The organism is Flavobacterium sp. RHBU_24 (genome assembly GCF_046613695.1).
Lineage (GTDB): Bacteria > Bacteroidota > Bacteroidia > Flavobacteriales > Flavobacteriaceae > Flavobacterium.
Genome location: NZ_JBKJHD010000005.1, coordinates 138772 through 155073, shown reverse-complemented (window position 1 = coordinate 155073; position 16302 = coordinate 138772). Strand labels below are relative to the sequence as shown.

The window sequence follows — 16302 nt, the reverse complement described above, 5'->3', positions numbered from 1 at the left end:
CTTCGTATAATCAATTTTTTGGGCAGCCTGCCCTGAACCTCCCACAGGGGCATTACCTGTAAAGGTAGGTTTTTAATCGGCAAATATAGTTAAAGTTAGCGGGTTTCAAAGCGCCTTTTTTACTATTGCGCGCATCGTATAAAAAACAAACGCCGGCGGGCTGCCGGCGTGTAGTGCATATTGTTTTAAGAGAGGCTGTAGGATTTTTTAGTAAGGCTGTAGGGTAGTAATATGGGGTCGTTCTTTTTGCGCTTCCTCCGCTGCATTTTGGTTTCGGCAAACTGCGCTTTCAGGGTGCTAAGTACGTTTAAATCTTTTGCTGTTTCAGCTTTTGCCGCGCTTTCGGGGGCAGGGGTTGCTGTGGTGTTTGCTACAGCTGCCGTACGGGTTATTTCCTGGTTTTGGGCCACTGCGGTATAGCCCGTCATAAAGCAAAATACAGCAATAATGCTGCGTAATGTGGTTGGGTAATTCATGGTGGTTAGTATTCGATTCGAACACAAAAGTAATATCTTCTTTAATTTGTTTTAGCAAATTGACGATAAAATGCTGTTTTATTACGACGAAAGGTATTGAACTTTCTGTAAGGTAATTTTTACGTTATGTTGCTAACAGGTAAATGGTATAAAAACGAAGGCACGTACAGGGGGCTGTACGTACCTTCTGGATAAAATAACAAAAGTAAAGGGCTCTGTCGGCAGTTATTATCTGCCTAAAAGCGTCTTTATAGTATTAGCTTTTTAGGACATTTCATATTTTTATGATGTGTTAAAAATTGTTAACCCTGATCCAAAGGTATTTTGGAGGCTTTTATAAAATTGTGTGTACCGATAAATGGTCTGTTTGTTACGACCAGTGGCAAAGAGGTGCCGTCGGGCCAATTCCCGGAAACGGCTGATAACAGGCATTTCCGGGAAATTTATACATTTTAGAGGGGTAAAAGCGTTAAGCGGATGGCAGGCTGCACTCATCCCAGGGGCACAAAAAATGAAAACGATTTCGCTGATTAATTATACCGGATAACCTAAAATGCATAAATTAGTAACACATTTGTTTTAAATTAATTAACGGCTGCCGTGGGATAAGCAAACAGCCGGATTTGATGTTTTAAAAAACCAATCGTTTATTTATGAAACCAAAAGCTACGTTCAGCGCACTTATCATAAGCGTGTTTGCACTGATTAATTCCTATGGGCAAACGCCTCCACTTGTTTACAGCCTGGAAAATACAGGGGCGGCATACGCCCTGCCGCCATTGCCCCCGGCGGGCGACCTTGTAAACTATCCTATGCTGCCCGACCCCTTTAGCTGGTCTGACGGCAGCGGCAGGTCTACTGATTTTGCCGACTGGGAGCGCCGGAGAAACGAAATAAAAGCCGAAATAGAAAAATATGAAATAGGCCCCAAGCCTGTTGCCCCGGCCGCAATTACAGCGTCGTATAGTGACGGGGTGCTAACGGTAAGCGTAACCGAAAAGGGGCACACGCTTGTAATAACGTCCAGTGTTACCATGCCCGCCGGAGAAGGCCCTTTCCCAGTGGTAATAGGCATGAACAGGGGTACCGGGAGTATACCGGCCAGCCTGTTTGAGGGCGCCATACAGGTTCCGTTTATGCACAACCAGGTGGTTACCTATGCCAATAACAGCAACAAGGTACCCACTGACCCTTATTACAGCCTGTACCCGGAGCTTGCTACTGCGGGTAACTACAGCGCGTGGTCGTGGGGCATAAGCCGTTTGATAGACGGTATAATGCTGGTGCAGGCGCAAATGAAGGCTGATGTAAGCCACATTGCGGTAACAGGATGCTCTTATGCGGGTAAGATGGCCCTGTTTGCCGGCGCTTTTGATGAACGCATTGCCCTTACCATTGCCCAGGAATCGGGCGGGGGCGGTGTAAACTCCTGGCGCGTTTCTGAAACCATCGGCAAAGTAGAGAAAATAGACAATACCAACTATGCCTGGTTTATGCCCACCATGGGTGCCGATTTTTCGGGACGGCCCGGCGTATTGCCGCACGACCACCATGAGCTTATAGCCATGATAGCCCCGCGCGCCCTGTTTGTGCTGGGCAACCCTGATTATGAATGGCTGGGGGACGAATCAGGGTATGTAGCAGACCGCGCTGCCGAAAAAGTGTACCAGGCCTTTGGCATAGCCGACAGGTTTGGTTTTTCGATACGCGGCGGCCACAACCATTGTGTAGTGCCGCAGGAATCGTATGGCGAGGTGCAGGCCTTTATAGATAAATTTTTGTTTAATGATACTAAGGCAAATACCATTGTCCGTGTACACCCGTATCCTGATACCGATTACCGCAAATGGACAGAGGGCTGGGATGTGCCCGTAAACCCGGATGCCCCAACTGTATTTATAACCGGCCCGGCAGATAAAGCAAGCTTTGGCGAAGCAGGCGAAATTATTATTACCGCAGCGGTAAAAGGCCGTAAAAAAAGTATCGCTAAGGTACAGTTTTTTAACGGAGATGTATTGTTAGGGGAAGACACCAAGGCCCCCTACAGTTTTACATGGAAAAATCATGCGCCCGGCGATTATTTTATATCGGCTAAAGTAGTTGACAGGAAAAACGTAACCGGTGCATCTAATATCAGGAAGGTTACCGTAAAATAGCAGGCACTAATTTTGGGTGCCTTTTCAACAGTTTAAAATAGGGTTCAATTATGGCCGGTATTCCCTTAAATTTTATGGAACAGCTGTAATAAAAAGTGTAAACTATGTAGTGTTTAAAAACAAAAGGCACGTGCCGGGGATTGCACATGCCTTTATAGGGGTAACATATAGGGGAAAGCGTTTCTTTTAGAAAATCACTTTTTTAGACACAGTTCCTTTTTCTGTATTTACTTCTACAACAATAACCTGCTGCTGTACCGAAAGGTTGTTTATAGACGTTTCGGCAGCGTTTATGTTATCCTGGCTGTACAGCACCCTGCCGCGGATGTCATATACTTTTACACTGTTCATTAATGTGTTGCCGGAGTTAATACTTATTACGTTGTTTTGCCTGTACACAACAACCGTGTTAGGGTCTGGTAACGTACTGTCGGTTCCAAGCCCGGCAGACGGCGAAGCGTAAATAATATCAAACCTGTTGTTAACAGTGCCTGTTTCAGATGTAAATGTATAACTGCCCTGGGTAAGGTCGCGCACTATGCCTTCAGCATTATCCCGAAGGTAAATTTTCTGGCCCGCTTCAAACACGCCGTCTACATGGTCCAGGCCTATGGTAAATGAGCCCGCATGGGTTGTGGTATAGCCCACGGGCACCACATCGGTAACATCAAATTCCGGCCGCGACTGTATGGTAAGGTTGTTTTCGCCTGCCAGCGTATAAATGGACATATTGCCTTCGCCGCTCAGGCTTAAGCCGTCATAGCCGTAATCTATGCCCAGGGTTTGGCCCTCGCTGTACGCTACGGCTAACTGGCTAAAGGCATTTTCGGTATCTTTAAAGTTAAGCCAAAGGCGCGATTGCGTTTCTGCTGCCGTCCTGAAGAAAGCCTGGCCGCCCGTTTGCGGTACCGGTTTCCTCATGGCGTTTGTAAAGGTAACCATGGGGCTGGTGGTATCGGTATCGTTGGTTTTTACAATAAAGCCCTGCCCCTGGGATAATAACCAGTTGTCGCTGTTACCGCTAAAGTAACCCGCCTGTGTTTGCCCGCCCGATGTATAACCCGGAGTATCAAGACCGGTGATGTCCCACGTGGCCTGGTTTGCCACAAAAGCCGAAAGCGTTACTGTGGCATAAGACGATACCAGCTGGTTGTTTCTTTTCCTCCACAGGTATATGGGCGTCCCTGCCTTTAGCACACCGCTGTTTTGGGTAAAGAAGTTTTTAATATTTATAGGCGAAGCATACGGGTTACCTATTGCGGTATACCGGTTGCCCATTACCGAAAGCGGTATTTGTATGGTTCCGTTGTATGGGTTGCCTGTAAACACGCCGTTAAACACCGTTGCGGCTAAACCTTCAGAATATCCGGTTACGGCAGGGTTAACGTTAGGCATCCTGATTAATATTGCCTTGGCGGGCGTAAAGTAGGTGGTAAGCGGGTCTACCGGCCAGTAGCCTTCAACATTCGCAAGGCCGTTAAAGTCGTACTTATACTCATAAAAACGGTTGTTTGATGTTGCCATAGAGAAATCCCTCAGGCGTACATCACTTACCGGCGATGACCACAGTGTATAGTCGAGCCTGTAAAGCGGGTTCGTGTCGCGCTTTACGGTAATTATGCCTGAGTTGCTGGTTTCATTGTCCTGTATAAGGGCACCGTTGTTTTCTACTACAAATATTCCTGCCTGGGCAACCGAAATGTTGTTTACCACCTGCAATGAACCGCCTGTGGCTATAGTAATATGGGCACCGTCATTTACAATAAGCGATTTTGCATGGGCAAGGCCGTCGTTATTAACCACCGGCTTGTTTATTGGCGCGGCTGGTATGGTAACATCGGTTTCAGGGGTAGGCAGGGCATCGCAGGACCAGTTAGACGCCGTGTTCCAGTTTGTGCTTTCGTTGCCTGTCCATATAAACGTAGTATTGGCTGTTACCGATGTAGTACCTGATGTTACAGCGCCGCATGTGCCGTTAGTTACAACCGCGCGGTAATAAGTAATGCCGTTAACCGATGGTATACTGTAGCTTGCCGCATTGGCGCCTGCTATATCCGTCCAGCCACCGCTGCCGTCCGATACCTGGGTGCTTTGCCACTGTACCGCGCCGTTATGGCCTGTAAGGAATACCACCGCGCCCGTGCCGGGGCATACCGTCTGGTTGTCGTTAACCGTTCCGGCTACCGATGGGCTGTACACCGTAAAAGGTATAACGGCCGATTTTGTAACCGCGCACGAATAGCCTGCCGGGTACGACTCTGCATAATAATATGTTGTGCCGGCTGTTGCAACAGGGGGTGCATAGGTGCTGCCTGTTGCCCCGTTAATACTGGTACCGCCGGTATTGCTGTTTGTAGTATTGCTGTACCACTGGTATTGCGGGTTGTTGCCTTCTGCGCTGACAAATATAGTGGCAGGGGCAGTAATGCAGGTTCCTGTAGCCGGAGAAGCATCAAGGGTAACGGTATTAAGGTAAGCGTCGTTACTAAATGCCGCGCCGGCGCTGTTAGATACCACACAGCGGTAAATGCCGTTATCGGCAGGTACAATGCCTGTAATGGTTAGCGTGGCCGATGTGGCTCCGCTTATAACAGACCCACCTGGGGTGGCGCCGTTAGTTAAGGCTACGCCGTTTTTTTCCCACTGGAATACCGTTTCGGTACCTGTTGCAGCAAGCGTTACGGTAAAGTTAGCCGTGCTGCCGGGGCAAAGCGCTATACTTTGGGGCTGCCCTGTAATTTCCGGTGCGGGTATGTTAAACGATTCCCTGTTGTAGGCCATAAACGCCGGGTCGCCGGTGCCGCTGGGCATTACTTTAAATTGTGTAACAAGGCCCTTATTTTGTTCGTCAATACCAAAGTCTGATAGCTTGTAGCCCACCATCCTTATCGGCCTTGTGTTAGTGCCTATGGTAGTCCATCCGTTTACGGTGGCCGTATTAAGGGCAGCTCCCGCGGGAAGCGTAAAAAAGTCGGTTTTATAATTGCCTAACGAGGTAACAGAGTTTAGGGCTATTTGCATAGGGTTGCCTACAATGTTACCGCTGGCATCGGTAAAGCAGTATACCGAAAATGAATTGTCGCTTGGGTCAGCCACCTGGCTTACCAGGATATCCGGTTTGGCATCGCCTGCCACATTTTGCAGTATGTTTTGCGCCTGAAAGGTAAGTACCGATGTGGCGGGCAGGTTAGTAACCCCCGTACCCAGGTTTAACCCGCGTATGCCGTCTATAAGTACATCGCGCACCGAGAGGCCCGCCACGGCCGGCGAACCCGGCACCGAACTGTTTGCGTTACCGTCTATGGTACTGGCCAGTACAATAAGGGTAGGGTTACCGCTGTTTGTGTCAGGCACTGTGCCCGCAATATTATTTATGGGTAAAGCCCTCCAGTTACCGGTGGTATAGGTACCTGTATTTGCACTGCTGGCCAGCACGCTGGTTATAGCGGCTTCGCTTCCGGTGCTATACAACGTACCGCCATACTGAAACGCCATAACGCTATGCCCGCTATCGGGCTGTACACCGCCGCTTGCGGCACTGTTCCAGTACCCGTTATGGTTAGTAATAACCTTTGTAATACCTGCCGATGCCGGTGTTAATGCAGGGGGCGTGTAGGTGTAGGTAAACGCAGCGCCCGGTGTGCTGCCGTTATACACACGTATTGACCTTGTAGCCTGGGCAGCGCCTGCCGCGATAACTGTAGGTACGATAACGCGCAGCTGTGTTTCAGAAATAAATGATACCGAAGCGGCGCTTACATACGTGGCGCTTGTTGACGAATCTGCGGTGGTGTAAAACCGTACAGTAGATGATGATGTAAACCCGCTGCCCGATATGGTAACTATCGAACGCTGCGTTACATTGCCCGGGGCAATGCCCGTAACCGTTTGTGAATAGGCCACTGCCTGCGCTAAAAAAAGGCAAAGGTATAGCAGCCTCTGTAAAGAAGTAATTTTTCGAACCCTCATGTAATATCTAAATTTTAATTAATGCAAAGAAAATCAATAATGGGCGGGGACAGCAAACAATGGACGTTAAACATTGTTAAAGAACCCCTTTATTTATGCTGATTTAACAAGTATAAAGTTGGTTTTAACGTACTTTTTTTTCGCTTGCAGGCATTGCCTCCTATTTTAGTGTAAAATTGTCTGTTGTGTGTTAGATGCTATAATGATTTATAAATATTGCTTGGTTATTTAAGTCTTTAGAATGTTTATTTTCAGAAGATTATTACGGCCAAATTTAAAAATTAAAACTATGTTTTTTTGTTAAAAATCCCGTTGCCTGTATTTATATCAGATTAGCGTTATTTTTCGGTATATTTTTTCAATTATTTAAAAAATAACTATTTTTGATAGTCTTTCATTTAAAAATTCTGAAAAGCGGCATATGTATTTGGTCGATTATTTTTGCGTTTCGTCGATGTTTTTATGATTTTGTAACCCATACGGATCAATTTCCACCACTACATTTATTATTACGGTTCAAAATCAAATGATTACTTTTGCAAAAAATGTTGAGTGATGGTTAAGATAGGAAATATTGAGTTGCCGGAATTTCCGCTGCTGCTTGCCCCTATGGAAGACGTAAGCGACCCGCCGTTCCGCAGGCTGTGCAAAGCGCATGGTGCCGACCTTATGTACAGCGAATTTATATCGAGTGAAGGCCTGATACGCGATGCCATGAAAAGCCGCCAGAAGCTGGATATATTTGATTATGAGCGGCCGGTAGGCATACAGATATTTGGCGGGGATGAGGAGGCCATGGCACTATCGGCAAAAATTGTTGAGGCTGTGAGCCCTGACCTGGTAGACATTAACTTTGGCTGCCCCGTAAAAAAGGTGGTGTGCAAAGGCGCCGGAGCAGGGGTGCTAAAAGACATAGACCTTATGGTGCGCCTTACTAAGGCCGTGGTGAACGGCACCAGCCTGCCCGTTACCGTAAAAACGCGCCTGGGCTGGGATGAAAACAGCATCAATATAGATGAGGTGGCCGAGCGGCTGCAGGATGTGGGTATTAAGGCCCTTACCATACACGGGCGCACGCGTGCCCAGATGTATAAAGGTGAAGCCGACTGGGCCCCTATAGCCCGCGTAAAAAACAACCCGCGCATACACATACCCATTTTTGGCAACGGCGATATCGATAACCCGGAAAAGGCTTTGGAATACAAAAACCGCTACGGTATAGACGGTATTATGATAGGCCGCGCCGCCATAGGCTACCCGTGGATATTTAACGAGATAAAGCATTTCTTTGCAACCGGCGGGCACCTGCCCGGCCCTACCATAGCCGACAGGGTGGGGGCTGCCCGCAACCACCTGAAGTGGAGCATAGAATGGAAGGGTGAGCGTGCAGGGGTTAATGAAACACGCCGCCACTATACAAACTATTTTAAGGGAATACCTAATTTTAAAGAACACAGGCAAAAGCTGGTAACCGGCGATGATCCGCAGGATGTGTATAATGCCTTTGATGCCATACTGCAAAAATTTGGCGAAGGCCAACCCGTATAAAACAACAAAAGCCCCAATCAAGGGGCTTTGTTATTTTATATAAACAGGCTATTACTGTTGTGTAATGGTATAAGGGCTTCCGTCGCCGGTTGAATTAAGGTTTAAGGTAACCAGGAAGTTGCCCGCGGTTGTGCCGGGAATGGTGATTTCTGTACCCTGGCTGTCTATAGAGCCATTTAAAAGGTTATCGCCATATACCGCCCCACCTATGTTAAAATAAAACTTACGGTAGTCTGCTGGCGTACCCGCAGGTACATTTAAAACACAGCTAAGGGTGTTAGTGCCGGCATTGTAGGTCATGGGTAACATTGCACCCGAAAAGTCAGGGTTTACATACGCGGCTACCGAATCAAAATCAACCGTATAAATAGGCATTTCGTTTTCGCCTGTACCACTATACTGTACAGTAACAAGGTATATACCGTCAGACACTATAGGGAATGCAGCACCATTTGCGGCAAGGCCATTGCCGCCTCCATTACCATAAGCCACTGTTGAACTTGTAGACGGGATGAATTTTACCTGTGTGCCTGCGGTAAGGTACTTGTAGGCGTAAAAACTATCACTGCCGCTCATTTGTACCGCTGTTGCAGGGTTGTAGGAGTTAAAGGTGCCATACATATACATGCTGGTAAACAGTGATGTATTGCCACCCGATCCCATGCCCGCTACCGAACCCGCATACATGGCATACGGTACACTAAGCAGTTGCGACGAGCCTACCGTAACATAGTTGGTGCCGTTAGTAACGTCTATTTCTACCTTAAGGAATTTTGAGTTCTGTGCCCAGTTAACCGTGCTGAAGGTACCGGTAACCGGTGTGCCCATACCTATGGTAAGTGTAAATAGCCCCACGTTGTTTGTAGTAGGATTATGCGTTTCCACATAACTGGCACTGCCTGTAGCGCTGCTTTCCAGTATGCTTACGCGAAGCCTTACGGGAGCCGATGCTACGGCGTTGCCGGCGCTGTTTAGCGCTACAGCCTGGTAGCTAAAACCCTGTGGTACCTGGGCCTTAAGGCCTGTTGAAATAAGCAGTAATAAAAAGTAAAGTTTTTTCATTGTTAGTTTTTAACGATTTTGATAGGTTTAAGTTTGGTTTCGGGGAATGAGATAAAGTACACCCCGGCGGTAAGTGATGAAAAATCGAGCGTGTTGCCGTTAGCACGCGGTAGTGTAATTTGGGTGCCTTTAGCGTCATAAACCTGCGCATTAGCAAGGTTTACGCCCTGCTTTACATCAATGGTAAGCAGGTTTTGCACCGGGTTAGGGTAGTAGGTTACGCCCTCCATAACGGCATAGTCGTTTACACCAAGGTTGCCCAGTACCACCTGTGTGGCGGCAGCCAGCGTTCCGGCAGACGTGTTGTTTTGGTTTTGCGGCACCACATATATTTCGCCTACGCTCGACGCAAGGCCCGGGCCGTTTACCGAACCGGAGTTGTTATGCCCGATGACACTCTGGGCAAACGTTACGCCTGTAACAAAAAGGAATGAAATAGTTGGTTTTATCATAAAATGCGAATTTTGTGACACAAATATATGGTATAACGGTAATATTTTGTTACGGATAAATCTCAAAAATTATAAGCTGATTCAGATTTTTAATGCCCCGGGATGCATGGGCGTAACGGAATAATTATGTGGTTGTGTCATGCGTAAAAATAAAAAAGGGAAAACGGTTAGTTTTCCCTTTTTTTGGCCCCCAAAAATACCGTAAAATTAAATTTTACTAATGCTATTTTATGGTGCGAATATAATATATTTTACTAATGATTAAAAAATTAAACAGACACATAGCCTATAAATCCGATGAAAAGCATTAATTTATTAAATAAATAGCTAAAATTTAGCCTTTAATCTGCTTTAGGGATGTTTTTATTCCTTTTATAAGCGAGGAGCTAAAGCCTTCATGCTCCATTTCGTTAAGCCCTGCTATGGTGCACCCTTGCGGGGTGGTTACCTTATCAATAAGCTGCTCGGGGTGTGCCTGTTCCTTAAGCAGCATTTGTGTGGCGCCCAGCGCGGTTTGCGCGGCTATGGCCAGTGCCGTTTTTGCGTCAAAGCCTATTTCTATACCGGCCTGCATGCTGGCGCGGATATAGCGCAGGGCAAATGCCGTTCCGCAGGCGCCCAGTACCGTGGCCGCATCCATAAGCTTTTCGTCGATAAGCACCGATGTGCCCACCCGGTCAAACAGTTCCATCACCGCGCCCGTTTTGCTTACATCTTCCGCCTTTGCAGAAACGCAGGTAGCCGAGGCCCCGTACTGCACGGCAATATTTGGCATAATGCGCAGCACGGTGTTAGTGCCCGCTACTTTAGCATGCAGGTGTTCCAGCGTTACCCCGCTTGCCGCCGAGGCTATGGTTTTGCCGTTGAGGTGTGGTAATATTTCATCCAGCACGGCGTCGGCCTGCCATGGTTTTATGGCCAGCACTACCATATCGGCATTAGCGATGCCTGAGGTATTGTCTGCCGAAACTGTTATGCCATACCCGGCAAGGTGCGCTATCAGCTGTATGTTACGGCGGGTTACAGTAATGCTGTTGCTTGTGGTGAACTGCGCCAGGCCTATGGCTATGGCGGCGCCCAGGTTGCCCCCGCCTATTATGTGGATGTTCATGTTATGAGGAATTTTTATAAAGATAATAATTTTCCGGTAACGGGGATTCTTCTACTGCTCTGCGGTGGGGAGGGAACACGTGGGTCTTCGATTTCGATGGTGGGAGAAATCCCTATGCGTTGAGTTGCATTATCGTTCCCTTTGGCCAAGACGGGATGCTGACTGTGGGTTATTTACTTTGTTGATTTAACATGCCTTGATTCAACAGGAATTTCGCCCTGACGCATCAACTCCAGAAACTCTTTTACGTCATCAGAACATAATGGTTGCGTAGCAGTTTCTTCTCCTTTTTTAAGTTCATCAAATGATGAGAATTTTTGTGCAGCTTCCATTGGTTTGGCTATTAGGGTAATTGTTAAGGTATAAAGGAGGGTGTTTTCGTATTAACTACCACCCCGGACCCAATTTTTCACCCCGTTCAGGTTCAATAATGGTAAGATGGTTTAACAGCATAGGATTTTCTCCTCTGATTATTTGTTTGTGCATATCGAGTAACTGCGTCAGTAAGAAGATAAAGCCTTCATTTTCTTTGTCATTGGCAACTATTAATTTAACCAGGGCATTTTGAGCCGCCATCCAAAAAAAGTCCCGATTTTGCGGAGCAAAACTCCTTAGATCGAAATTGAACATTACGCTCTCATCATTCCTAATAAATCCGCCGTAGCCGTTATACTCATCGCCTTTTTCTTCTCGAAAAACAAAAGGTTCTAAATAATCATAAAATGCCTCGGCACCTTTAATAGTTTTCAGCTCATCAGTTATAAAACGCAGCATATAAGCCATCGAGCTCCAGCGTCTGGCAAAACCGCGCCCGTCTTCTAAATACCAAAATGCAGATGCCATACAATTATAGTTTACGTTGCCGCTATTTACAAGTCCTCATTGGCAAAATTGCCGGCTATTACCTTATGGTGCTTAGACACAATCCAGTCTTTAACGCTGTCTTTCTGAATTTTAATTTTGTCGCCCAATTTTATGCCTTTTATATGCAACGGCACATTATTGAGTTCGGTATTAAATGCATCACCTTCAACCGACTTTACCGTAAACCACATGGTTTCAGTATGGCCGTTTTCGGTATACGGCGCGCTGATATTGAATTTGCAGCGGTTTTTCTTTTTGTTGAACATTTCAATAAACGCAGGCATGTTTTCCTGTGCCAGTCTTTGGGCACTAAGGTGGGTGCTGTCATTCTTGTTCACCTTTATGACGTTTTCACGATCCCAGGTTGCGGATCTTTTTTGCGGGTTACATCCAATAATAAATGTCAAAAGGATAAAGAGTATGGTTGGTTTTGTCATATTCAAAAACTTGTGATTGCCTGATTTATATTGCAAATAAACAGAAAAAACCTAATCAAAACTAACTTTAATAAATCACGTCTAACCGTTTTATCCCGTCCTTTCCTTAACGATGCGTTACTGCAAAATCTTAGCAGCTCAGCCCCTAAGAAACTCAGCAGCTTATTCAAACACCATCCCCAGCATATTCAGCGCTTTTTGTACCGTTTTTACATTCTCAAATGTAAGCAGCAGGCGCAGGCCGTTTTTGGTTTGCTTTTCCTTCATTTTTGCAACGGTAGGGTACTGCTGTACAAACTTAATCACCTTGTGGAACATGCCGCTCTGGTAGTAGGCGCTTTGCTGGTCGCCCACAAAGTAGCCCACCATCTTGCCCTGTTTCAGTACCAGTTTTTCGATACCCATCTTCGTGGCCAGCCACTTGATGCGCATACTGGTAATAAGCGCCTGTGCAGGCTTGGGCAATGGGCCGAAACGGTCGACCAACTTCTGCTCATAAGCGACAAGCTCCTCCTCGTTTTTAAGGGCGCCAAGTTCGTTATATAAATTCAGCCTTTCCGATATATTGTTGATGTACTCATCAGGGAACAGTAGTTCAAAATCAGAGTCAATCTGTAGGTCTTTAACGTACTCTTTTTCGGTATCGCCGTCTACTTCATCGTACAGGTCTTTAAACTCGTTTTCCTTCAGTTCGTCTATAGCTTCGTTCATTATTTTCTGGTAGGTTTCAAAGCCTATTTCGTTTATGAAACCGCTTTGCTCACCGCCCAGCAGGTCGCCCGCGCCACGTATCTCAAGGTCTTTCATGGCGATGTTAAAGCCGCTGCCGAGTTCGCTGAATTGTTCCAGCGCCTGTATGCGTTTGCGCGCTTCCTCGGTCATGGCGCTGTACGGCGGCGTAATAAAGTAACAGAACGCTTTTTTATTGCTACGGCCCACACGCCCGCGCATCTGGTGCAGGTCAGACAGGCCAAAGTTATTAGCGTTGTTAATGAAAATCGTATTGGCATTGGGCACATCCAGCCCGCTTTCTATAATAGTGGTGGCAACAAGCACATCAAAATGCCCTTCCATAAAGGAAAGCATCAGTTCCTCCAGCTTTTTGCCGTCCATCTGGCCGTGGCCCACGCCCACTTTGGCGTGTGGCACCAGGCGCTGGATCATACCCGCAACTTCCTTAATATTCTCTATGCGGTTGTTGATAAAATACACCTGCCCACCGCGCTGAATTTCATACGAAATGGCATCGCGTATCACCTCCTCGTTAAAGCCCACCACGTGGCTCTCTATGGGGTAGCGGTTGGGCGGGGGCGTAGTGATTACCGATAAGTCCCTTGCCGCCATAAGCGAAAATTGCAGCGTCCTTGGTATAGGCGTTGCCGTTAGCGTTAGGGTGTCGATATTTTCGGCGATGGTCTTGAGTTTGTCTTTTACATTTACGCCAAATTTCTGTTCCTCGTCTACAATCAGCAGGCCCAGGTCTTTAAACTGTACGTTCTTGTTTACCAGTTGGTGCGTGCCGATGAGTATGTCGACTTTTCCGGCGGCAAGGCCCTCAAGTGTATCCTTTTTCTGCTTGGCGGTGCGGAAACGGTTCAGGTAGCTTACCGTAACGGGCATGTCTTTCAGCCTTTCGCTAAACGTGCGGAAATGCTGGTAGGCCAAAATAGTCGTGGGCACCAGTATCGCCACCTGCTTGCCGTTATCTACCGCTTTAAAAGCGGCCCGTATGGCAACTTCGGTCTTGCCAAAGCCCACGTCGCCGCACACCAGGCGGTCCATAGGGCGCTCGCTTTCCATGTCGGCCTTAACGTCGCGGGTAGCGGTAATCTGGTCCGGCGTGTCTTCATAAATGAAGGATGACTCCAATTCGGCCTGTAAGTAGCTGTCCGGTGCAAACTGGAAACCTTTCTCCAGCCTGCGCTTGGCATACAGCTGTATCAGGTTAAAGGCAATGTTCTTAACGCGTGCCTTGGTTTTGTTCTTCAGGGTTTTCCAGGCACCGCTACCCAGCTTGTATATCTTGGGTGGGGCGCCGTCTTTACCGTTGTATTTAGATATTTTGTGCAGCGAGTGGATGCTCACATACACGATGTCGTTATCAGCATAGACCAGCTTTATGGCCTCCTGGGTTTTGCCCTCGACCTGTATTTTTTGCAGCCCGCCAAATTTACCTATACCGTGGTCGATGTGCGTTACGTAATCGCCTACGGACAGCGAGTTAAGTTCCTTAAGCGTGATGGTGCCTTTTTTGCTGTAGCCGTTCTTGATGCTGAACTTGTGGTAGCGCTCAAAAATCTGGTGGTCGGTATAGCACACAATCTGGTTTTCCTCGTCGATAAAGCCCTCATAAATAGGAAAAACAACCGTTTTGTATTGTTTACGTATGTCTTCGTGGCTGGCCTCATCCAGGCTTTCAAAAATATCGTGGAAGCGCTTGGCCTGTGGCTCATTCGCGCAGAAAATGTAGTTTTTATAGCCGTTAGCATGGTTCTCGCTCAGGTTGGCCAGCAATAAATCAAACTGCTTGTTGAACGACGGCTGCGGCTGTATGTGGAATTCAAATGTCTTTTGTGTCTTGAAAATGGCGGTGTTTGCTAATTCTACTATGGTAAAGTCCAGCGCTTTTTTTACAAATACCTGCTGGTTTACAAACAGTTCTTCCGGCGAAGCGTGCTTAACGTCTTTGCTCAGTTTATCAAACGCTTCAACTGCTTTGCTGAAGAAGAGGTCGAGCTGTGCCAAAAGCGCATCGGTGTTTTGTATGAGCAATACTGTTTTTTCGTTGATGTAGTCTAAAAAGCTTTCCCGCTTTTCCTTCAGGAATTTATTCTCCATGTTCGGCATCACCGAAATCTTGTTCTTCTTTTCCAATGAAAGCTGGCTTGCCACATCAAATGTACGGATGCTGTCTACCTCGTTGCCAAAAAATTCGATACGGTAGGGGTTGTCGTTACTGAAGGAGAACACGTCTACAATACCCCCGCGCACGCTGAATTCGCCCGGTTCGGTAACAAAGTCTACACGCCTGAATTCATATTCAAACAGCACCTCGTTAATAAAGTCGATTGATACCTGTTCGCCCACGCTTATCTTCAGGGTATTCTTGTCGAGTTCCTGACGGGTAACCACTTTTTCAAAAAGCGCTTCGGGGTACGATACTATTATGGCGGGCTTTTTACGGCTGTTAATGCGGTTAAGCACCTCGGCACGCAGCAGCACGCTGGCGTTATCGGTATCTTCTATCTGGTAGGGGCGGCGGTAGGAGCCGGGGTAAAAAAGCACATCGTCTTTGCCCACCAGCGCCTCAAGGTCGTTAAGGTAATAGGCAGCCTCTTCCTTATCTTTTAAGATGAGGAGGAACGGCAGTTCGCTTTCGCGGAACAGCGGCGCGGTAACAAAACTAAGCGATGAGCCTATAAGACCCTTAACCTGGATCTTGGCTTCGCGCTGCTGCACGGCAGCGGCTATCTGCTTTACTTTGGCGTGCTGGCTGTATAAATCTAAAATATCGTTTTTCAAGGGCTATTGTTTAAGGTATCCTGCACCGTGTCCGCCGGGCATTGGCCGGTTAGGCTGCCCCGGGGTTTGTGTGGGCTGCATCATGGCATCGGGGTTAGCAAGGCGGGCGGTATCCAGCGCGCGTATCATCTGCTCTTCGCCCTCTTCCTTAGGTATTTCGCTAAAGCGAATGAGTTCGTCAAACTGTTGCTGGGTAGAGTTTACATTGGCGGCAACGGCGTTTATAAGCCCTACCACCTTTTTATCGGGGATGGTTTCCAGCCCTATAAAAGTTTCCAGCTGTTTTACCTGGGTAATGAGCACGCCAATGCGGCTGCGCACCTGCGGCTTGTTAAAAAACGGGGGGATGTTGTTCCCCAGCCCGTCTACTTTTTTAGAAAGCACGGTAACCTTGCGCCTGTAGGCATCCAGCGAACCCTTGGGCTTTTGCTGCAACTCACTGTTAAACTGTTCCCACTCGTTCCACCCGCCTATGCGTTCGGCCACCTTGGGCGACAGCGGCACTACATCAAACTTCCAGTTGCTTTCTATCACTTTAAGTATTGAGTCATTTACTTTTTGGGTGCGCTTGCTTTCGGCTATGCGTGCGCCGGCATCGTCGTTACACGAAAAAAGCAGGGCCAGCAGGCCAAAGAACGTTACTATGCGGAGGTGTTTCATTTTTATTTAATTGCACAGCAAATTTACAAATCTCAGGCCAAAGTT

At 47.3% G+C, this 16302-nt stretch carries 12 protein-coding genes; 2 read left to right on the top strand and 10 right to left on the bottom strand.

The genetic code is table 11. The features are described from left to right. Positions 1-185 precede the first annotated feature (185 nt). A complete protein-coding gene (locus ACLI09_RS07425) occupies positions 186-476 on the bottom strand; it encodes a hypothetical protein (RefSeq protein ID WP_411418967.1) in 291 nt (96 codons plus the stop codon). Between the two features lie 653 nt (positions 477-1129). On the opposite strand from ACLI09_RS07425, the gene ACLI09_RS07420 reads away from it, so the two are divergent. Continuing rightward, entirely contained in the window at positions 1130-2632 is a 1503-nt protein-coding gene (locus tag ACLI09_RS07420; RefSeq protein ID WP_411418966.1) for an Ig-like domain-containing protein, read from the top strand. 186 nt (positions 2633-2818) lie between these two features. Here the strand turns inward: ACLI09_RS07420 and ACLI09_RS07415 are convergent, their stop codons facing one another. Then, a complete protein-coding gene (locus tag ACLI09_RS07415; protein WP_411418965.1) occupies positions 2819-6601 on the bottom strand; it encodes a T9SS sorting signal type C domain-containing protein in 3783 nt (1260 codons plus the stop codon). Between the two features lie 555 nt (positions 6602-7156). Between ACLI09_RS07415 and dusB the strand changes: the two genes are divergently transcribed. After that, entirely contained in the window at positions 7157-8149 is a 993-nt protein-coding gene (dusB, locus tag ACLI09_RS07410; protein WP_411418964.1) for a tRNA dihydrouridine synthase DusB, read from the top strand. Positions 8150-8200: 51 nt separating this feature from the next. Here the strand turns inward: dusB and ACLI09_RS07405 are convergent, their stop codons facing one another. From ACLI09_RS07405 to ACLI09_RS07370, 8 genes are all read right to left on the bottom strand, one after another. Then, positions 8201-9211: a hypothetical protein gene (locus ACLI09_RS07405; RefSeq protein WP_411418963.1), complete on the bottom strand. Its 1011-nt coding sequence runs from the start codon at positions 9209-9211 to the stop codon at positions 8201-8203. Positions 9212-9213: 2 nt separating this feature from the next. Further along, the gene (locus tag ACLI09_RS07400; RefSeq protein ID WP_411418962.1) at positions 9214-9663 is read right to left on the bottom strand and encodes a T9SS type A sorting domain-containing protein; all 450 of its coding nucleotides are present in this window, start codon (positions 9661-9663) and stop codon (positions 9214-9216) included. A 334-nt stretch (positions 9664-9997) separates the two neighbouring features. Further along, positions 9998-10774 carry a pyrroline-5-carboxylate reductase gene (gene proC, locus ACLI09_RS07395; protein WP_411418961.1) on the bottom strand — a complete coding sequence of 259 codons (777 nt, stop codon included), beginning with the start codon at positions 10772-10774 and terminating at the stop codon, positions 9998-10000. 173 nt (positions 10775-10947) lie between these two features. Beyond that, the gene (locus ACLI09_RS07390; RefSeq protein ID WP_411418960.1) at positions 10948-11106 is read right to left on the bottom strand and encodes a hypothetical protein; all 159 of its coding nucleotides are present in this window, start codon (positions 11104-11106) and stop codon (positions 10948-10950) included. A gap of 55 nt (positions 11107-11161) precedes the next feature. Then, positions 11162-11617 carry a hypothetical protein gene (locus ACLI09_RS07385; RefSeq protein ID WP_411418959.1) on the bottom strand — a complete coding sequence of 152 codons (456 nt, stop codon included), beginning with the start codon at positions 11615-11617 and terminating at the stop codon, positions 11162-11164. Between the two features lie 26 nt (positions 11618-11643). Then, a complete protein-coding gene (locus ACLI09_RS07380) occupies positions 11644-11976 on the bottom strand; it encodes a DUF2314 domain-containing protein (protein WP_411418958.1) in 333 nt (110 codons plus the stop codon). Between the two features lie 261 nt (positions 11977-12237). Next, entirely contained in the window at positions 12238-15546 is a 3309-nt protein-coding gene (gene mfd / locus ACLI09_RS07375) for a transcription-repair coupling factor (RefSeq protein WP_411419040.1), read from the bottom strand. Positions 15547-15600: 54 nt separating this feature from the next. Next, positions 15601-16257, bottom strand: a complete 657-nt coding sequence (locus ACLI09_RS07370) for a hypothetical protein (protein WP_411418957.1) — start codon at positions 16255-16257, stop codon at positions 15601-15603. Positions 16258-16302 lie beyond the last annotated feature (45 nt).

Coding starts and splice junctions, on each gene's coding strand:
- ACLI09_RS07425 (WP_411418967.1), bottom strand. CDS start 476: ATGAATTACCCAACCACATTACGCAGCATTATTGCTGTATTTTGCTTT.
- ACLI09_RS07420 (WP_411418966.1), top strand. CDS start 1,130: ATGAAACCAAAAGCTACGTTCAGCGCACTTATCATAAGCGTGTTTGCA.
- ACLI09_RS07415 (WP_411418965.1), bottom strand. CDS start 6,601: ATGAGGGTTCGAAAAATTACTTCTTTACAGAGGCTGCTATACCTTTGC.
- dusB (WP_411418964.1), top strand. CDS start 7,157: ATGGTTAAGATAGGAAATATTGAGTTGCCGGAATTTCCGCTGCTGCTT.
- ACLI09_RS07405 (WP_411418963.1), bottom strand. CDS start 9,211: ATGAAAAAACTTTACTTTTTATTACTGCTTATTTCAACAGGCCTTAAG.
- ACLI09_RS07400 (WP_411418962.1), bottom strand. CDS start 9,663: ATGATAAAACCAACTATTTCATTCCTTTTTGTTACAGGCGTAACGTTT.
- proC (WP_411418961.1), bottom strand. CDS start 10,774: ATGAACATCCACATAATAGGCGGGGGCAACCTGGGCGCCGCCATAGCC.
- ACLI09_RS07390 (WP_411418960.1), bottom strand. CDS start 11,106: ATGGAAGCTGCACAAAAATTCTCATCATTTGATGAACTTAAAAAAGGA.
- ACLI09_RS07385 (WP_411418959.1), bottom strand. CDS start 11,617: ATGGCATCTGCATTTTGGTATTTAGAAGACGGGCGCGGTTTTGCCAGA.
- ACLI09_RS07370 (WP_411418957.1), bottom strand. CDS start 16,257: ATGAAACACCTCCGCATAGTAACGTTCTTTGGCCTGCTGGCCCTGCTT.